General features: G+C 51.0%; 14 protein-coding genes. 4 read left to right on the top strand and 10 right to left on the bottom strand.

Features of this window, described 5'->3' with window-relative positions:
- The first annotated feature begins 217 nt into the window (after positions 1-217).
- The 4 genes from PLA01S_RS13895 to PLA01S_RS13880 all read left to right on the top strand — a co-directional run bounded on the left by PLA01S_RS13895 (position 218) and on the right by PLA01S_RS13880 (position 4,271).
- Complete coding sequence (locus tag PLA01S_RS13895; RefSeq protein ID WP_127592727.1) at positions 218-2,338, top strand: multicopper oxidase family protein; 2,121 nt, start codon at positions 218-220, stop codon at positions 2,336-2,338.
- 77 nt (positions 2,339-2,415) lie between these two features.
- The gene (locus PLA01S_RS13890) at positions 2,416-3,015 is read left to right on the top strand and encodes a uracil-DNA glycosylase (RefSeq protein ID WP_127592726.1); all 600 of its coding nucleotides are present in this window, start codon (positions 2,416-2,418) and stop codon (positions 3,013-3,015) included.
- Between the two features lie 145 nt (positions 3,016-3,160).
- Positions 3,161-3,610: a DUF2798 domain-containing protein gene (locus tag PLA01S_RS13885; protein WP_246059493.1), complete on the top strand. Its 450-nt coding sequence runs from the start codon at positions 3,161-3,163 to the stop codon at positions 3,608-3,610.
- Positions 3,611-3,740: 130 nt separating this feature from the next.
- The gene (locus PLA01S_RS13880) at positions 3,741-4,271 is read left to right on the top strand and encodes a DinB family protein (protein WP_127592724.1); all 531 of its coding nucleotides are present in this window, start codon (positions 3,741-3,743) and stop codon (positions 4,269-4,271) included.
- Between the two features lie 161 nt (positions 4,272-4,432).
- Here PLA01S_RS13880 and PLA01S_RS13875 read toward each other — a convergent pair whose 3' ends face one another.
- The 10 genes from PLA01S_RS13875 to PLA01S_RS13830 all read right to left on the bottom strand — a co-directional run bounded on the left by PLA01S_RS13875 (position 4,433) and on the right by PLA01S_RS13830 (position 14,997).
- Positions 4,433-7,066 (bottom strand): family 16 glycosylhydrolase, encoded by a 2,634-nt coding sequence (locus tag PLA01S_RS13875; RefSeq protein WP_127592723.1) that lies wholly within the window; start codon positions 7,064-7,066, stop codon positions 4,433-4,435.
- A gap of 215 nt (positions 7,067-7,281) precedes the next feature.
- Positions 7,282-8,217, bottom strand: a complete 936-nt coding sequence (locus tag PLA01S_RS13870) for a nucleoside hydrolase (RefSeq protein WP_127592722.1) — start codon at positions 8,215-8,217, stop codon at positions 7,282-7,284.
- A 24-nt stretch (positions 8,218-8,241) separates the two neighbouring features.
- Positions 8,242-9,195, bottom strand: a complete 954-nt coding sequence (locus tag PLA01S_RS13865; RefSeq protein WP_127592721.1) for a nucleoside hydrolase — start codon at positions 9,193-9,195, stop codon at positions 8,242-8,244.
- Between the two features lie 22 nt (positions 9,196-9,217).
- Positions 9,218-10,024 carry an energy-coupling factor ABC transporter ATP-binding protein gene (locus PLA01S_RS13860; protein ID WP_127592720.1) on the bottom strand — a complete coding sequence of 269 codons (807 nt, stop codon included), beginning with the start codon at positions 10,022-10,024 and terminating at the stop codon, positions 9,218-9,220.
- Positions 10,021-10,881 (bottom strand): energy-coupling factor ABC transporter ATP-binding protein, encoded by an 861-nt coding sequence (locus PLA01S_RS13855; protein ID WP_127592719.1) that lies wholly within the window; start codon positions 10,879-10,881, stop codon positions 10,021-10,023. The genes PLA01S_RS13860 and PLA01S_RS13855 overlap by 4 nt, the downstream gene beginning before the upstream one ends.
- Complete coding sequence (locus PLA01S_RS13850; protein ID WP_127592718.1) at positions 10,878-11,627, bottom strand: energy-coupling factor transporter transmembrane component T; 750 nt, start codon at positions 11,625-11,627, stop codon at positions 10,878-10,880. Before PLA01S_RS13850 ends, PLA01S_RS13855 begins: the two co-directional genes overlap by 4 nt.
- Before the next feature lie 44 nt (positions 11,628-11,671).
- A complete protein-coding gene (locus tag PLA01S_RS13845; protein WP_015738050.1) occupies positions 11,672-12,271 on the bottom strand; it encodes an ECF transporter S component in 600 nt (199 codons plus the stop codon).
- 41 nt (positions 12,272-12,312) lie between these two features.
- Positions 12,313-13,023 (bottom strand): purine-nucleoside phosphorylase, encoded by a 711-nt coding sequence (gene deoD / locus PLA01S_RS13840; protein WP_100541255.1) that lies wholly within the window; start codon positions 13,021-13,023, stop codon positions 12,313-12,315.
- Positions 13,024-13,159: 136 nt separating this feature from the next.
- On the bottom strand, positions 13,160-14,611 hold the full coding sequence (locus tag PLA01S_RS13835; protein ID WP_127592717.1) for an AcpB/EbpR/MafR family transcriptional regulator: 1,452 nt from the start codon (positions 14,609-14,611) through the stop codon (positions 13,160-13,162).
- A gap of 26 nt (positions 14,612-14,637) precedes the next feature.
- The gene (locus PLA01S_RS13830; RefSeq protein ID WP_246059490.1) at positions 14,638-14,997 is read right to left on the bottom strand and encodes a hypothetical protein; all 360 of its coding nucleotides are present in this window, start codon (positions 14,995-14,997) and stop codon (positions 14,638-14,640) included.
- Positions 14,998-15,166: the final 169 nt, after the last annotated feature.

Here is a 15,166-nt window from a genome sequence, read left to right as displayed (position 1 = left end):
ACACTCCCAGACCTAACCATTTTGATTACTACATAAAGAATAGGGGCTGCCTCCACAATCTGTAAATACCTTCACCATAAGTTCGCAACATTTCGCTGGTAATATAGCCATCAAAGATAACGTTTGACAGATGGAGACATGAGCTGCGATCATCCATCAAGAAAATGATACCGAGAGTTCAGCTTGGCGAAGCATCCGGTGACAAGGAGTGGACACCATGTTCGAAACCATATTCAGCATCATGCTTACGATCGCTATGACCCTGTTGTGGGGAATCGCCGGCATAACGGCTGCAGGCCTTCCCTACGCCAAGACCAGCCGAAGCTTAAACCAGAGAAGCACATTCCTGCTCTGGGTGACTGGCACCGCCCTTGTACTGAGCGCCGCTTGGTACGGTGCGATCACCCTCCAGCTTATCAAGGATGGCTGGTTGTTTGTTGAAGGGACGGTCAAGATGCTTGTCCCGCTGACACTGCTTCCTCAGTTGTATATCGTGGGAGCAATTCTTCCCCGGTTAAAAAGCTTACGGAATTCCGGCGAAGAATCGCCCACACCGTCATCACGGGAAGCCGCGGCCCAGCCCTCCATATTGCTGTCCTTTTTCGCGGCTGCGCTCGCATCCGGCATCTCCGCCTTCAGTACCGTCTTTGCCCAACCGGTTCTGCCCGGCCTGTCTCAGGTCGGTTATCGCTTCTTGCTGGTTGTGCTCTTATTGCTTGTACCGGCGATTTTTGCAAATCGAAGGTACATGAAGGTGAAGAGGGGGAAAACGCTTCGGCGCGGGCTTGTTGCCAGGCTATTAAAATTCGCGTTTGCAGGCATTCTTACGGCCATGGTAGCTATAGCCCTGCTGGTAGGTAATGTACTGGTGGGTGTCCAGGTCTCCAAGCTGCCGGAAACCTCCGATATGATGAATCACGACTGGATGGATGAGGGAGGCGGCACGGCTACCCGGATGTCGGGAGGCTCCAATCATCAGCATCACGTTCATCATCCACCCGATTCGGCCGACTCAAGCCAAGTCGAAGTAGCTTCTCTGACAGGCGACATTTCGCAGCCCGCCGATCGGACATTCGAGCTGGTGGCGCAACGGAAGGAGTTGACGCTCGATTCCGGGGCCGTCGTCGATGCCTGGACGTATAACGGTGAGATCGCTCCCGAGCTTAGAGTAAAGCAAGGTGAAATGATTGAAGTGAAGCTGGTCAATCAGGATATTGATCGCGGCGTCACTATCCATTGGCATGGCTATAACGTACCGAATGCCATGGACGGCGTCCCGGGGATGACGCAAAACGTCGTTAAATCCGGACAATCGTTCACATACAAGTTTCGGGCCGAGCAGGAAGGGACCTATTGGTTTCACTCGCATCAGCAAGCGGCGGAGCAAGTGGTGAAAGGGCTGTTTGGCACCCTGATCGTCGAGCCGAAACAGGAAACCGAAGTTTACGATGAAGAGGTCACAATGATTAACCATCGATGGGAGACCGATCAAGGATATCAAAAAGCATTCGGAAACCACGACGAGTTCCAGTGGAAGCAGGTGAAGCCGGGGAAAATCGTGAAGCTGCGAATCATCAATGCCCATAATCTTTCGGAGAAATATCTGCTGCAAGGAGCCGATTTCCGAATCGCCAGCATCGACGGCGTACGGATTCAAGACCCGCAGCCCCTGTCCGACGAAACGGCATTTCGGCTGGGGGCGGGCGGCCGATACGACGTAGTCTTCACGATGCCGGACCGTCCGGTCTTCTTTAAGCTCGGCGATGCCAAGAACGAGAGCAATCCGGGAATGGTTTTTTATGCCGGGAGCGCTCCGGAGAGGCCGGTCTTCCAGGCTGAATCGGCTGAGTTTGACCCATCGGATTACGGGAAACCTGTCGTGAACGATGTTAAGGCAGCGAGCCAATTCGATAGGGAATTCCACATGATCCTCGGCAATGAAATGGGATTTTACAACGGCAGGTTTCATTTTCTATGGACGATCAACGGGGAGGTGTATCCCCGGGTTCCGACCTTCGTCGTCCAAGAAGGCGACAGGGTCAAAACGACATTCGTGAATAAAAGCTTGGGCGAGCATCCGATGCATCTGCACGGGCATCATATGACCGTGTTGAAGAAGAACGGCAAGAAAGTAGCGACGCCATGGCTGACGGATACGTTAAACGTCTTGCCGGGCGAATCGTATGAGGTCGCTTTTATCGCGGATAACTCGGGGATGTGGATGGACCACTGCCATAACCTGGATCATGCGGCTACCGGCATGACGCTGCATCTCATGTACGATCATGTGCTTCCTTCTTATGAAGTAGGGACACGGTCTGGAAACTTGCCGGATTAGGGAATGGGGCGAAGGCAAGTTTTTGCTTTAGGTGGGCATAATGGAACCATTGCATGCGACAGAAAGGAAGGATTGGCATGTCTACGGAAATGGATCACCCCTGTGTCATCTTGCCTGAAGAGCAAGCGCCCGAAGGTATTCAGGATTGTGAACGCTGCGAACTGTTCAAACAGCGGAATCGCGTCATCTGGGGGGAAGGCAATCCGCAAGGCTCGCTGATGATGATCCTGGATAATCCGGGAGCCCGGGAGGACCGGGAAGGAAATGAGTTCTTATGCGGTACCCGGGAAACCCTCCAACTCGGCATGAGGGAAGCGGGTATGGATATACATACGGTTTATGTCACCTATTTGCTGAAACGCCGGCCAATCCGTGCTTACGATAAACCTGCAACCCGAGCGGCCTGTCTTCCGCATCTACAGTCGCAGATCCTTCAGAAGCAGCCGCTAGTACTATTTGGCTTTGGGAATGCCGTGGCCGAAGGATTATTCCCGCAGAAGGAGAATGCCACCGTCAAGGAGCTTCGAGGAAGCTGGCAAGAGTTCCAAGGGGTACCGATCGGCTTTACCTATCACCCGCTGGCAGTAAGAAGAAGGCCCAATTTGCTAAGGTTCTTTGTTGAGGACTTGAAAGCTTTGAGGGAGAAGTGGGAGGACAGGGCAGCAAGGGAAACATAAATCAACGAATTCTATGAAAAGAGAGCTGCTACGTTACCAATAGAACCTTCGGGCCTCCTCGACGAAGAAATTCAGAAAATAGGCATACCAGAAGTACGTAGAGACAAGACTGCCTAGAAACGGAAAAGAGGGTATATTATTTTTATTGATCATATCGATTATTTCAGTAAACACGATCGCGCCGATTATTATTGGATTGGAACGCGGCTTCAGTAAAGAAGTTTACATGGATAGTCTAAAAGTGATTCCTATGATGTGGATCATCGTCGTGTTATGCGTAAAGCTAGTTGCGGGCCCTCTCGTTGGTAAGGTGATGCCGAAATTTGTGGGACAGACCGATGGATTTAATGCAAGAGTATTACTAAATATCGTACTAAATGTAACGGTATTATCTCTTTTGCTCTCCATCATAGGCCCTATGGTTGGTACCAAACAAATAAGTCTGGACCCGTTTAAAAATTTCCTCCATACTTGGCCTCGAAACTTTGGCGTAGCGTTCTGGATTGAACTGTTGATCGCACAGCCTATAGCAAGATTCGTTATGAAAGTTTTACATTCAAGACAGGCGGGTAAAGCGGCGAGTGCACATTCGTAATTTTGAAGCTATATGCAAAAAATATAGGTGATTCAGCTAACGGAGAACCAACGATAGATGAATATTTATGGCGGATGAAGGAGAGCGAGTATATTTATATGTAGACCCATATTGAAGGAGGAAAAGCCAGATGTTGTGCGATTTACAAGGGGAAGCGAATATGTCACCGATCGTGGGAATGCTGTTTTCGGCTGTGAAAGAAAATAGCCAGCGACTTCAACTGATCACGAAGGGGATGTCGCAGGAAGAAGTCGATTACAGGGGGCTCAATGGCAGCTTTAATAGTACCGCCCAATTAATAAGACATATCCTGTATGTTGATTTGAATTGGGTGTACCGAATGAAAGGCGAGCCTCTTCCTCAATCTTTACAAGAACAATATGGCCCCATGATTGATGCGAGTAACCGACTTCCGATGGTCAAAGGCAAGGCTCTCAACACCCTGATATCGGAGTATGAAGATGTGTTAAACATGTTGAAAGACACCTGCACCCAATTACAAGATGCTGATCTAGACCGAGTTGTCACATTTGGCCATGAGAATGAAAAGCAAGCCACCATTCGCTGGGGATTATGGCATATGGCTGACCACAACCGATACCATCAAGCGCATATTAATCTATTAAGAAAGTGGTATGCAGAAAATTCAATTTCAAAATAAAAGGGGTTATAGGGCAAGCAATTGTCGTATTGAATCCATTTCCAATAAATCAGGGCCCTCTTATGAATGAGAGAGCCCTGATTTATTGGATATTGCGCACTTGCAACCCGGAGCAGACACCGGTTTTTCAACCACTTACATGTTCGCCCGGACTTACCGGGTTACTCCGGCGTTCCTTGCGTTACCCCATGAACATACGTCTGCCAAGGGGTGTCCAGTGCTCCTTGCCCCGGGTTATAGGTAAAGAAGTACTCGACGGTATCCCCATGCTTCAAGTTATTGACAGGGTAGGTATAGCTGCCGTTCCCCGTTGGGGCCATGGCTACGTTCAGCTGCCCGCCATGATTGACCTTATAGTGTAAATCGGCAAAGGTTGCGCCATTGACATAGAACAGCAAGTCATCGCCGATTTTCTTCAGGCCCTTCACCTCATCGCCGATGACAATCACGGTGGATGGTGCCTGCACAACGGTAATGGTAGCGCTGGTTGTTTTATTGCCGTCAGCGGTCGTCGCCTTGACGGTTGTCGTACCCGGAGCGAGCCCGGTCACGAGACCGCTCGGACTCACGGATGCGATGCTGGAACCCGAAACGGACCAGGTGACCTGCTTATTCGTTGCATTGGACGGTGCCACGCTGGCGTTTAATTGAACATTCTGCCCGATTTCCACCTGTGCTGTGGCTGGATTCACCGTTACGCCGGTAACGGGCACGTTTCCCGGATTCTGGCCGCCGCCTTCTCCTTCTTTATACACACGCACATAGTCCACCTGCATCGTTGCAGGAATATCGGACGGATCCGGGGTCCGGCCGCCGTCAAAGGTCCCGCCGATCGCCAGATTCATAATGAGGTAGAACGGCTGATCGAAAGGAGCATTCGGATTGTTCGGCGCCGCTGCGGAATACCATTGATCCCGGGTTACTTTAAAGAAGAACTTGCCATCCACATACCATTTAATGCTGTCCTCTTCCCAGACGACCGAGTAGACATGATAGTCATTGGCAAAGGTTTGCCCCTCAGGGAAGTGATATTCACCGGAAAGATGCCGGTTCGTCGGCCATTGTCCCCCAAAGTGTACGGCGCCGCTCGTTGCCCCAGGCAGGCGTCCTCTTGCTTCCATAACATCGATTTCACCGGAGGATGCCCATGTCCCATACACATTATCCTGCGGAAGCATCCAGAGCGCAGGCCAGATGCCGTTGCCTGTAGGAAGCTTTGCACGGAAGTCCACTCGGCCATACTTAAGGGAGAAATGATCTTTGGTGTTAATCTTGCCGGAGGAGTATTGTGCATACCGACTTGGATCCTGTGGGAAGGATTTTGGCTCGTTTAAGGCCTTGATATTAAGCTTTCCGTCCTGTACATAAACATTTTGTGCATGATCGGTATAATGCTGCAGCTCCGAATTTCCCCAACCCCAGGTATTGGGATCGTCGCTGAGATAATAGCCTGTTTCATAATTCCATTTGCTGAGATCGAGCGCAGTTCCGTTAAATTCATCCTGCCAGATGAGATTCATGCCCTCGATGGCCGAGTCGCTTGGCGTTCCGATCGGAATATCCTCCTGATCGGTTACATCCGGACGGGGAGCATCCGGGTTGCCAATCAAGGTATAGTTGACGAAATTGCTGCCCACACTTCCACCTGCCTGCCCATTTAGCGGATAGCCGATACGGATCTGCATGTCCTCCTGGATCGGCTGGAACCACAGGCCATAGATATGGTCGGCCCAATATCCCCACTGATTGGCATCGGACATGTTGTTGTAGCCATTAGCGGCATATACAAATCCGCTCTGACTCGAATTGTCCAAATCCACCCATTGCCCGTTGATATTGATCTGGTATACGAAATTGCCAAGCTCGGTGCCGATTGGCGCACCCCCATCAATTTTAGGCAGTGGGATGCCGATAGCGCCGCTCGCATCGGCTGTAAAGGTCGTTCCTTCATAAGGCGTAAGGACATAAGAATTTCTTACGGGCTCATTAAAGGTGATGGTATATACGATGTTAGCCGAAGAGGACTTTGATTCTAATTTGACGTTAATCGATTCCGTTACGTTAAACCAGTAGCCGCCGCCTCCGTCGGTGAATTGGCCGAAGTTCTGATCATAGATCCAGCCGCTGGCTGCATTGTTGTCGATATCGATCCATTGGCTGCTGTTTACAGGCTTCACATACACCTTTAAATCATCCGCTACGGCCGCATAGGTTATGGCGGGATCATTGTTGAAAGTCGGATAGGTAAAGCCGGCACCACCCGTAAAACCTGCCGTAATTTGCGGGCCTTGCGTCGGGGTCATCGCCGTGATGGTTGTTTTGTTGATGTTTTGAAAGACAAGTGAATATTCAAGCGTGACCCCATTGGCTTTGGAGTGCAGCTGAATTTCGGTCGTTGCGGAGAGCGTGAACCAATAGCCGGTAAAGCCGCCGTCGTTCCAGTGACCCCAATTCTGGTTATAGACAAAGCTGCTGACACTGTCGATATCAACCCAGCTGCCATTTACTTTCACCTTTACTCCCAGGTCCTGGGCAACATCATTCCAGGTGGCGGAGCCTCCGTTGAAGATCGGCATGACAAAACCGTAGCTGGCCTGACCAACCCCTGATTTTGTGATGACAGGCCCGTCTGCTGCCGAAAAGTAAGACATCGAGGTAATGGTAGTCCCGGCAGCCTCAGCTGCCTGAACCTTCGAAGTCGGCCATAGGCCGATGCCAGCCAGCATCAGGACCGCCAAGAACAAACTCAATCCCTTTTGCCTAAACCGCCTTTCCGTAATGTAAGATCGCCTCATAAATACCCTCCCTTAATCCATTATGGATTCTCCCAGACTATGCGCGCAATGGAAAACGCTTACACCTAAGAACATCTTTATTCTATCGAATTTCATAATCAGAAGGATAGGTACCATTTTTTTGGTTGTGTCCCATTATTTCGGGTTTTAGGCGGGGATAGATCATTCATCAAAAAGGAGTGAAACGCACCCGGCGTTCACTCCTTATGCTGCAGCTATTTCATCAAGGTCTTCATAAAATGCTCTTGGAACCGCTTGGCGTCGACACCGGTGCAGACGTTGACGTTCGGCCGAGCGGTACAACGCGGACGCAGATCGGCAATAGTTCTGCCATAGGAGTGAATGCCTTCCAGATCCACCTGCAGCACCATCGGCTGAACCTCAACCAGGCTCGGGTCGATCGCGACGGCTACCGCCAGCGGGTCATGCAGGGCACAGCCGGTCCGGTCGCCATAGGCTTCCCGGTAGCCTCCGATATAGTAGGAAGTCATGTCGGCCAAGAAGCGGGTCAGGTCCGAATCCAGGTCTCTCCAGCGCTGAATATCCTCCAGACTGAGCTCGGTCTGCATGGTCACGTCCAGGCCGACCAGCGTAATCGGAGCTCCGGATTGGAAGATGAGTTGGGCCGCTTCCGGGTCGGAGTATACATTCGCTTCCGCATGCATCCGGCGGTTGCCCGGCACGCCCACGGCTCCGCCCATTATGATAATCTGACGGACCAGCGAAGATAGCTCCGGCGCCTGCAGAATGGCCGCAGCCAGATTGGTCAATGGGCCGACGCAGATGAGTGTTACCTGCTTTGGATATCGCCGGACCTGATCCACCATAAACGCCGCGGCGGACGTGGAGACCGGCTTGGCTGCCGGATCGGGGAATGCCAGGTTGCCGAGTCCATTCTCGCCATGAAACTGGACGGGATACGACTTCATCGAGGGATGGAACAAGGGGGCGGCTTCCCCCATGGCGACAGGGATTCCGGCTGCGCCAAGTCGCTCCAGCACATGAAGCGTGTTGTGAGTGGCGTTCTCTACCGGAACGTTTCCGAAACAGGTCGTTATTCCCAGGATATCAAGAGCCGAAGAGCGGACGGCATAGGCAATCGCCAGCGCATCGTCCACTCCCGTATCCACATCCAATACGATTCGATGCATTAATCATGCTCCTTCCTCTGACGGTTATGACAGCACCGTGCGAATGTAATGCTGTAGGAATGCCTCTTCACGGACCTGCATGCAGACAGAGGCATTGGTCCGTGACTGCGGACGCCTGAAGTCGACCAGCGTTGCACCGGAAGATACCTGTCCCTTTGTCTCGATATAGACGTAATAATCCTCCATCTCCACAAGGGAAGCGTCCTCGACGACAGCCAGCGCCAGCGGATCATGCATCAGCCGATATCTGCCCTCGTTCAATCGGTCGCTTGCCTCAAAGCTGAAGGTGAATATATGCTGCATGAATGCTCTTAATTCTGCCTGTTCATCCGTGAAACCGTTCATGAGCTGTTGAAAATGAGCCTCGCCGAACTTGGCCTTTCCGGTCACGTCCAGGCCTACCATCGTAATCGGAATCCCGGACTCGAACACCCGGTGCGCCGCTTCAGGATCGCCGTGGATGTTGGCTTCGGATACGGGCGTTATATTGCCCGGCACCTTGATGGCGCCTCCCATCAGCACCAGCTTGGCTTTCTGCGCGATCGACGGGTCTTTGGCGAGCGCCACCGCCAGATTGGTCAGTCTGCCCGTGAATACCAGGGTAATGTCATGTGCCTGTTCCCGCACCTTCCGCACGATGAAATCAGATGCCCTCTCGTTCACCGGCGATTGGCGCGCCTCCGGCAGTTCATATCCGGCCAGGCCGTTGGCTCCATGAATGGCGGTTACGTTCTCGCGGCGGGGGCGAAACAAAGGGGCGTCCGCCCCCATGGCAACCGGAATCTTGTAGCGGGGCTGCGCCAATTCCAGCACACGGAGCGTATTCTCCGTTGCCTGCTTCACGTCCACGTTGCCAAATACCGTTGTAACGCCTTCTATATGCAGCTTATTGGATTTTACGGCATAGATGAGCGCCAGGGCATCATCCACGCCGGTATCCACATCCAACAAGATGTGCTTTACCTGCTCCTGCTCCATATCGTTGTCACTCCCTTATCCATCACTTATGCTTGGTAAGCTCGTCCGCAAGCTCCGGTATCGCCAGGATGTTGCGGCCGATATTCAGGGAGTGGCTGAGCCTGCTGATATGCGGCTGCTTGAGCATCGCCTGCTCCAGTACTTCCAGATTCCAGAAGATGGCCCGCTTGTCGTCATCCGCAATGACCTGGCGGTTCGCCATGACGATGACCCGATGGAAGTTGTTCACGACAAATTCCATATCATGCGTGATCGTGATGATGGTTTTTCCTTCCTGGTTTAAAGCCTCGATCAGATGGGCGAGCCGTGCCATGGCCGGAAGATCCTGACCTGCCGTCGGCTCATCCAGAATGATGACACTGGAATCCATCGCAATGACGGAGGCAATCGTTACGAATTTACGCATGGAATAGGGCAAATTATACGGATTGTCCTTAAGAAACGGGACGATGCCAGCCAGCTCCGCCGCTTTCATGACATTCGCTTTGACCTGTTCCTCCGGAAGGCCGAGCTTGCGGGGGCCGAATTCAATCTCGCTGTACACATCGTTATGAAAGATCTGGTCGTCCGGATTCTGGAATACATAGCCGACCTTTCTCGATATTTGAGCGGTGGTATAATCCCGCGTATTCCAGCCGTCGATGACGACATCTCCCTCGGAAGGCTTGAGGAGCCCGTTCATCATCTTGACGGTGGTCGTTTTACCCGCTCCGTTCTGGCCGACAATAGCAACGGATTCGCCCTTTCGGAAGGACATGTTGACGCTATCCACCGCTTTGTAGCCGTTCGGATAGGCATAGGAAACATTCGTCAAAGTCAGAAAGCTCATGCGTTAACCCCCTTCTTCATCCATGTCTTCACGGCCTCGAGGGCTTCTTTTTCCGTTAAGGGGATACTACCGAGATCCATCCCCCGTTTGCGCATGTCCAGGCCGAACAGCGAATATTGGGGAAGCGCGGCTCCGAATGCTAGTGCGCGCTCATCGGTAAGAATCTTCTGCGAGCTGCCTTGCATCGCCACTTCACCCTCGCTCAGCAGAATGACATTGTCGGCATATTCAGCAATCAGCTCAATTTTATGTTCGACGAGAATGATGGTTTTCCCCTTTTTCTTCATCAGCTCGATAATCTTGAACACTTCTTCCGTCCCCTTCGGATCAAGCTGCGAGGTCGGCTCGTCAATGACCAGCACATCCGGCTCCATGACGATGATGGAGGCGAGCGCAACCCGCTGCTTCTGGCCGCCGGAGAGCTCGAACGGGTTTTTGTCCCGCAAATAATCGATCTCCAGCATTTGGATGACCTGATCCACCTTCTCCCGGATAAGTCCGGGCTCCATGCCTAGATTTTCAAGGCCAAATGCAATCTCTTCAAACACGTTATCCTTCACGCCGCTGATCTGTGTAAAAGGATTCTGGAACACATAGCCGATTTTTTGGGAGAGCTCGCCCATTTCCCATTCGCGGATATCCTTGCCTTCGATCAGCACCTCGCCGCGCAGATCTCCCTTATAGAAGTGGGGGATAAACCCGCGAATGACGTTGCACAGGGTCGTTTTTCCGCCTCCGTTGGCCCCGATCAGCGCATACAGCTTGCCTCTTTCGATCGTTACATTCACGTTCTTAAGTGCATCGGACTCGCTGATCGGATATTGGTAGGATAGATTCTTGATCGTAATGATACTCATAGCGCAACTCTCCAGACGATTAAGATAGCAAGCAGGACGACCAGCAGCATTCGAACCAGCCGGTCATGCTTTGTTTTCTCCAGTTTGTAGATGCTGCTTTTTTTGACATTGGCCGAGAAGGCTCTCGACTCCAGTGTCAGTACCCGTTCCTCCGTGCTCGCCACGGATCCGAGAATGAGCGGACTAAGGGTCGGCAGGAAGGCCTTCATGCGGACAAGCAGCTTGCCTTCGGTTTCAACGCCTCTTGTTTTTTGGGCATCCATGATGACGTGGGTCAGCTTTTTCATCTCCGGAATGAGCTGCAAGGTGGACAAGATGACATAGGTTACTTTGGACGGCAGGCCGATCTGTTCCAGGGAATGGACCAGATCCTTGACCTTCGTGATGCGGAAGAACAGAATGAAGGCCGATGCCACCGCCACGATTTTGGATGTCAGGAACAGGGCGAATTCCAGTCCTTCCCGTTTGATGGAGAAGATGCTCCAGCTCCACAGAATGTCGTTGCCGGGATAGAAGAAACTCTGCAGGATAAAGATGAACACAACAATCATCAGCAGAGCCTTGATCGCCAGATTGGAAAACTCCTTAAAGCTGCCGGCGAAGTAGGCCAGCACCATGCAAATCGGCAGAACGGCGTAACTGAACCCGTAGCCGGGCACGATAAATGCTGCCATGCATAAAGCGATGGTAATCATAAACTTGGTTGTTGGATAAAGACGGCTCAATAAGGACCGTTCGTTATTCACAAGAACCCCTCCTTTATGAAAGCGTATCCATTACGGACTACACGTCATTTCTTTTTGATAAAAGCTGCACCGTAATTGAGCTTGGACAAGTATCTTGGGGACATCTTCATCACGATGACAAAGGCAATGACGTTGCTGATGATTTTGTCGACGCTTTCCACCAGGATTTTGGTTGAGAATACCGCTGTCCAGATCTGCTGACCGGAGGCCAGGAATGTAGCAACCACGGCATCCGAAGAGTTGCCTGTCGCTCCGCCGAACATCAGCACCTGGATCGGAGAAGCCACGATCAGAACGGTCAGTACGACAGCGAATGAGGACAAGATGACTTTCCACAGCTTCGTATACATGCCTCTCATGGAGAGCAGGCCGACCACCAGACCGACGGCCATTTGTACAGGCGTAAATGCGAACGAGACCGGGTTCGTTATGCCGACAACCAGATTGGTGCTGGCCCCCGTAATCATACCGACCCAAGGACCGGCGATCATGGCCGTGAGAATCGTTCCAATGGTGTTCAGGTAGATCGGCAGCTTGAGCAGCAGTATAATTTGCGCGCCGACAAAGTTGATTGCGATCCCAATCGGGATCAACAAAATGGCCAACAACGAAAAATCATATTTAAATCCGCGTTTGATTCCCATTGATTTTTCCCCCTAGAGCATAGTTTGTTTTCAAGCAATCCCTATTCGTCCGCTAAGATGGTATGAAGCGCGACCTCGACCATGTCGTGGAAGGATTTCTCGCTGTCTTGATGGGACGAACGTTCATTGGTCAGCAGATGGCTGCCTACCGTCAATATGGACAGGGCCCTGACGCCGTATTTCGCAGCCAGCGTGTACAGGGCAGCGCTTTCCATCTCAACCGCGAGCACGCCGAAGTCCATAAATTTATGAAGACGGTCCAACGTTTCTCTATAGAATTCATCGGAGTTATAGATATTGCCGACAAAGACATTCACCTGCTTCTCCTGAGCCAGTCGATGGGCTTTGCTTAACATGTCATAATCAGCGGTCGGCGCGTAATTGCAGCCATAAAATATTTTTTCCATCAGATTGCTGTCCGAGGATACGGCTTGGGCCAGTACGATGTCGCGGACCTGAAGCTCTTTTTGCATGGCGCCGCACGTACCGATGCGGATCAGCTGTTTGACACCGTAATCCTGAATCAGCTCCGTCGCATAAATGCTCATGGTCGGGTTGCCCATTCCTGTACCTTGGACCGAAACGGGAACTCCTTTATAAAGGCCGGTGTACCCGTACATGCCCCTCACTTCGTTGTAACAATATACCTCCTCCAAAAAGTGCTCTGCCACAAACTTCGCCCGCAGCGGATCGCCGGGCAGCAGCACACGTTCAGCGATTTCTCCCTGCTTTGCTCCCAAATGTATGCTCATCTTACTCCTCCTGCTTACTGGCCTCCCTCTTAAGAAAGCGCTTTATTATTGATCTGCCTTCATCATAGTCAGAATCGGGGGGATAACCAAGACCAGAAAGTTACGGAGCCTAACGGAAAAATGCAACCATGAGGTCTCATGGTTGCATTAATTCCTTGCGGATATTTTCCAAATCCCGTTTGGTCGGTATCGTTGAAATGATGACCACGGGTACCGCATTCAGCACGACAGGAAACGTGCTGATCACAAAATCGATGCCGTGTTTTCGAATCATTTCATCGGTAAGCCCCTCCATAATGGAGGTGTTGATGATCAGCTCGTCACCGATTTCATTCTTGATGAGCTTGGCGACGTAATGGCGGATGGAGAATTCCTCGCCGATCAGCAGGAAAGCCTTTTTGCTGTTATAGCGCAGGCTGGAGCTGATCAACAGCGTCAGCTTCGTCAGATGATAGTCGTTATACTGAATGCCCGGGTAGCGCTGGCTCCATTCCAGCATGCAGCTTTTTACGCTCTGGTACATGGGCCGGCAATCCCTTTGGACATATTCCGTCAAGCTGCTTGCCGAGATGGCGATCAGATCGGGAAGCGCATTTTCCAGCCGCAGCTTCTCGAAGAAATCCCCGATTTCCCAGATGAACCGGTCGTTCATATCAATGGCAGGGAACGCAGCAAGCGCCAGCATGAGAAAATGATTGATGATTTGATATTTTTCCTCTTCGACTTGCACGAGTTTCGCTTTCTCCCTCGATATCATCGCGCTGACTTTCGCATCATCATAATAATTGTATTGGCCCAAGCTGAACATGGCTTGCAGAAACCGGATTTCGTCCAGCGACAGATGAATGGCGTACCGCTGCTCCAGCGCTCTGGCCAATGCGGCAACAGAGGAGTGAAGCATGCTGCTCTCCCAGTCATAGTGCCTGTTGGGAACATCCGCATATTTGCCCTGCAGCACTCGGGTAATCATGATTGCCGCCAGAAAAGACAAGCTCCGCTTAGCGTTAAGAAAATACACGATATCATTCTCCGACTCGATCGCCGTAATGTACTCATGGATCTGGGCTTGGTCTATGTCAGCAAATGGCCAGCCGGAGAATTCATAGGCATCGTAATATAATTTCCAGTAAAAATAACGGATACTGATTTCACTGCCTTTGACCTCAGGCATTGAATACGCGATACGCAAATGGTATCGCTTCAATTCATGGTTGTTCAGCCGGATAATCAGCTTTTTCAGCGAAGAAGAGCTCATATACAGCTTGTCGGCCAGCTCTTCCAGCGAGTAGCGCCCTCCCTCGGCGAATAGCACATCGAGCAGTTGGTAGAAGGTTCTCTGCCTGTACATGGAAGAGATGACCTCGCCAATCGCAACATTCCGTTTATCATAGTGGAGAATGACGCCTTTTCCACGCGAAATCTCAAAATGAATCGAAGGAGGAAGCTCCTGCTTGGCTTCATCGATAATTTTACGGATCGTTTTGTCCGATACGCCAATCTGCTCTTCAATCTCGGCAAGGGTGAACCAGCGATACTCGGAATCGAGCAGGGTCAACAGCTTATGTGTCAGTATAAATTCCTTTTCCATGCGTCTGTTCTCCCCCTGCTTTTGGATTACAAATAAATCCTCCGCGCCTCCTCATTAAAGAACGCAATCACATTCGTATAATCCGTAATATCGATCTGCTGTTGCCGCATGATCTTTTGGATAAAGATAGCATCCGTAAAAAGGGAATTCATCATTCTCTCGCACCATACCGGCGTGTCTTTAAAATAATCCACCAAATGATGAATTTCATCAAACTTAAAATAAAGGATATAACAGACATAATTCTGAAGCAGCATACGGAAACAATGATCGCGATAGGGGTTTGAGCGATTGTCCGAGAGAAAGTCTCTCATCATACCGAATAGCGCCTTTTTATTCACCGAATGCATGTGTATTAAACCGTTCACGTCATTGATCAGCCGCAATACAGCCTCTAGACCTTCTTCAGGGGGCATCTCCAGCTTGGCCGACCATATTCAAAGCCGTCCGTTTGAACGGACGGTAATCCTCTATTGAATTTAATATTAAGATATTCATTATATAGGAATTGAAGTTTCATTCGTCTATCCTCGGCTCTTGTTTGATTTAACTCGT

It is taken from the genome of Paenibacillus lautus NBRC 15380, assembly GCF_004000945.1.
Taxonomy (GTDB): domain Bacteria; phylum Bacillota; class Bacilli; order Paenibacillales; family Paenibacillaceae; genus Paenibacillus_AQ; species Paenibacillus_AQ lautus.
The sequence above is the reverse complement of the archived record's forward strand: the minus strand, read 5'-3'. Positions and strand labels throughout refer to the sequence as shown.

What these genes read in the sequence shown, in the direction of transcription:
- PLA01S_RS13895 (WP_127592727.1), top strand. Translation starts at nt 218, where the DNA reads ATGTTCGAAACCATATTCAGCATCATGCTTACGATCGCTATGACCCTG.
- PLA01S_RS13890 (WP_127592726.1), top strand. Translation starts at nt 2,416, where the DNA reads ATGTCTACGGAAATGGATCACCCCTGTGTCATCTTGCCTGAAGAGCAA.
- PLA01S_RS13880 (WP_127592724.1), top strand. Translation starts at nt 3,741, where the DNA reads ATGTTGTGCGATTTACAAGGGGAAGCGAATATGTCACCGATCGTGGGA.
- PLA01S_RS13875 (WP_127592723.1), bottom strand. Translation starts at nt 7,066, where the DNA reads ATGAGGCGATCTTACATTACGGAAAGGCGGTTTAGGCAAAAGGGATTG.
- PLA01S_RS13870 (WP_127592722.1), bottom strand. Translation starts at nt 8,217, where the DNA reads ATGCATCGAATCGTATTGGATGTGGATACGGGAGTGGACGATGCGCTG.
- PLA01S_RS13865 (WP_127592721.1), bottom strand. Translation starts at nt 9,195, where the DNA reads ATGGAGCAGGAGCAGGTAAAGCACATCTTGTTGGATGTGGATACCGGC.
- PLA01S_RS13860 (WP_127592720.1), bottom strand. Translation starts at nt 10,024, where the DNA reads ATGAGCTTTCTGACTTTGACGAATGTTTCCTATGCCTATCCGAACGGC.
- PLA01S_RS13855 (WP_127592719.1), bottom strand. Translation starts at nt 10,881, where the DNA reads ATGAGTATCATTACGATCAAGAATCTATCCTACCAATATCCGATCAGC.
- PLA01S_RS13845 (WP_015738050.1), bottom strand. Translation starts at nt 12,271, where the DNA reads ATGGGAATCAAACGCGGATTTAAATATGATTTTTCGTTGTTGGCCATT.
- deoD (WP_100541255.1), bottom strand. Translation starts at nt 13,023, where the DNA reads ATGAGCATACATTTGGGAGCAAAGCAGGGAGAAATCGCTGAACGTGTG.
- PLA01S_RS13835 (WP_127592717.1), bottom strand. Translation starts at nt 14,611, where the DNA reads ATGGAAAAGGAATTTATACTGACACATAAGCTGTTGACCCTGCTCGAT.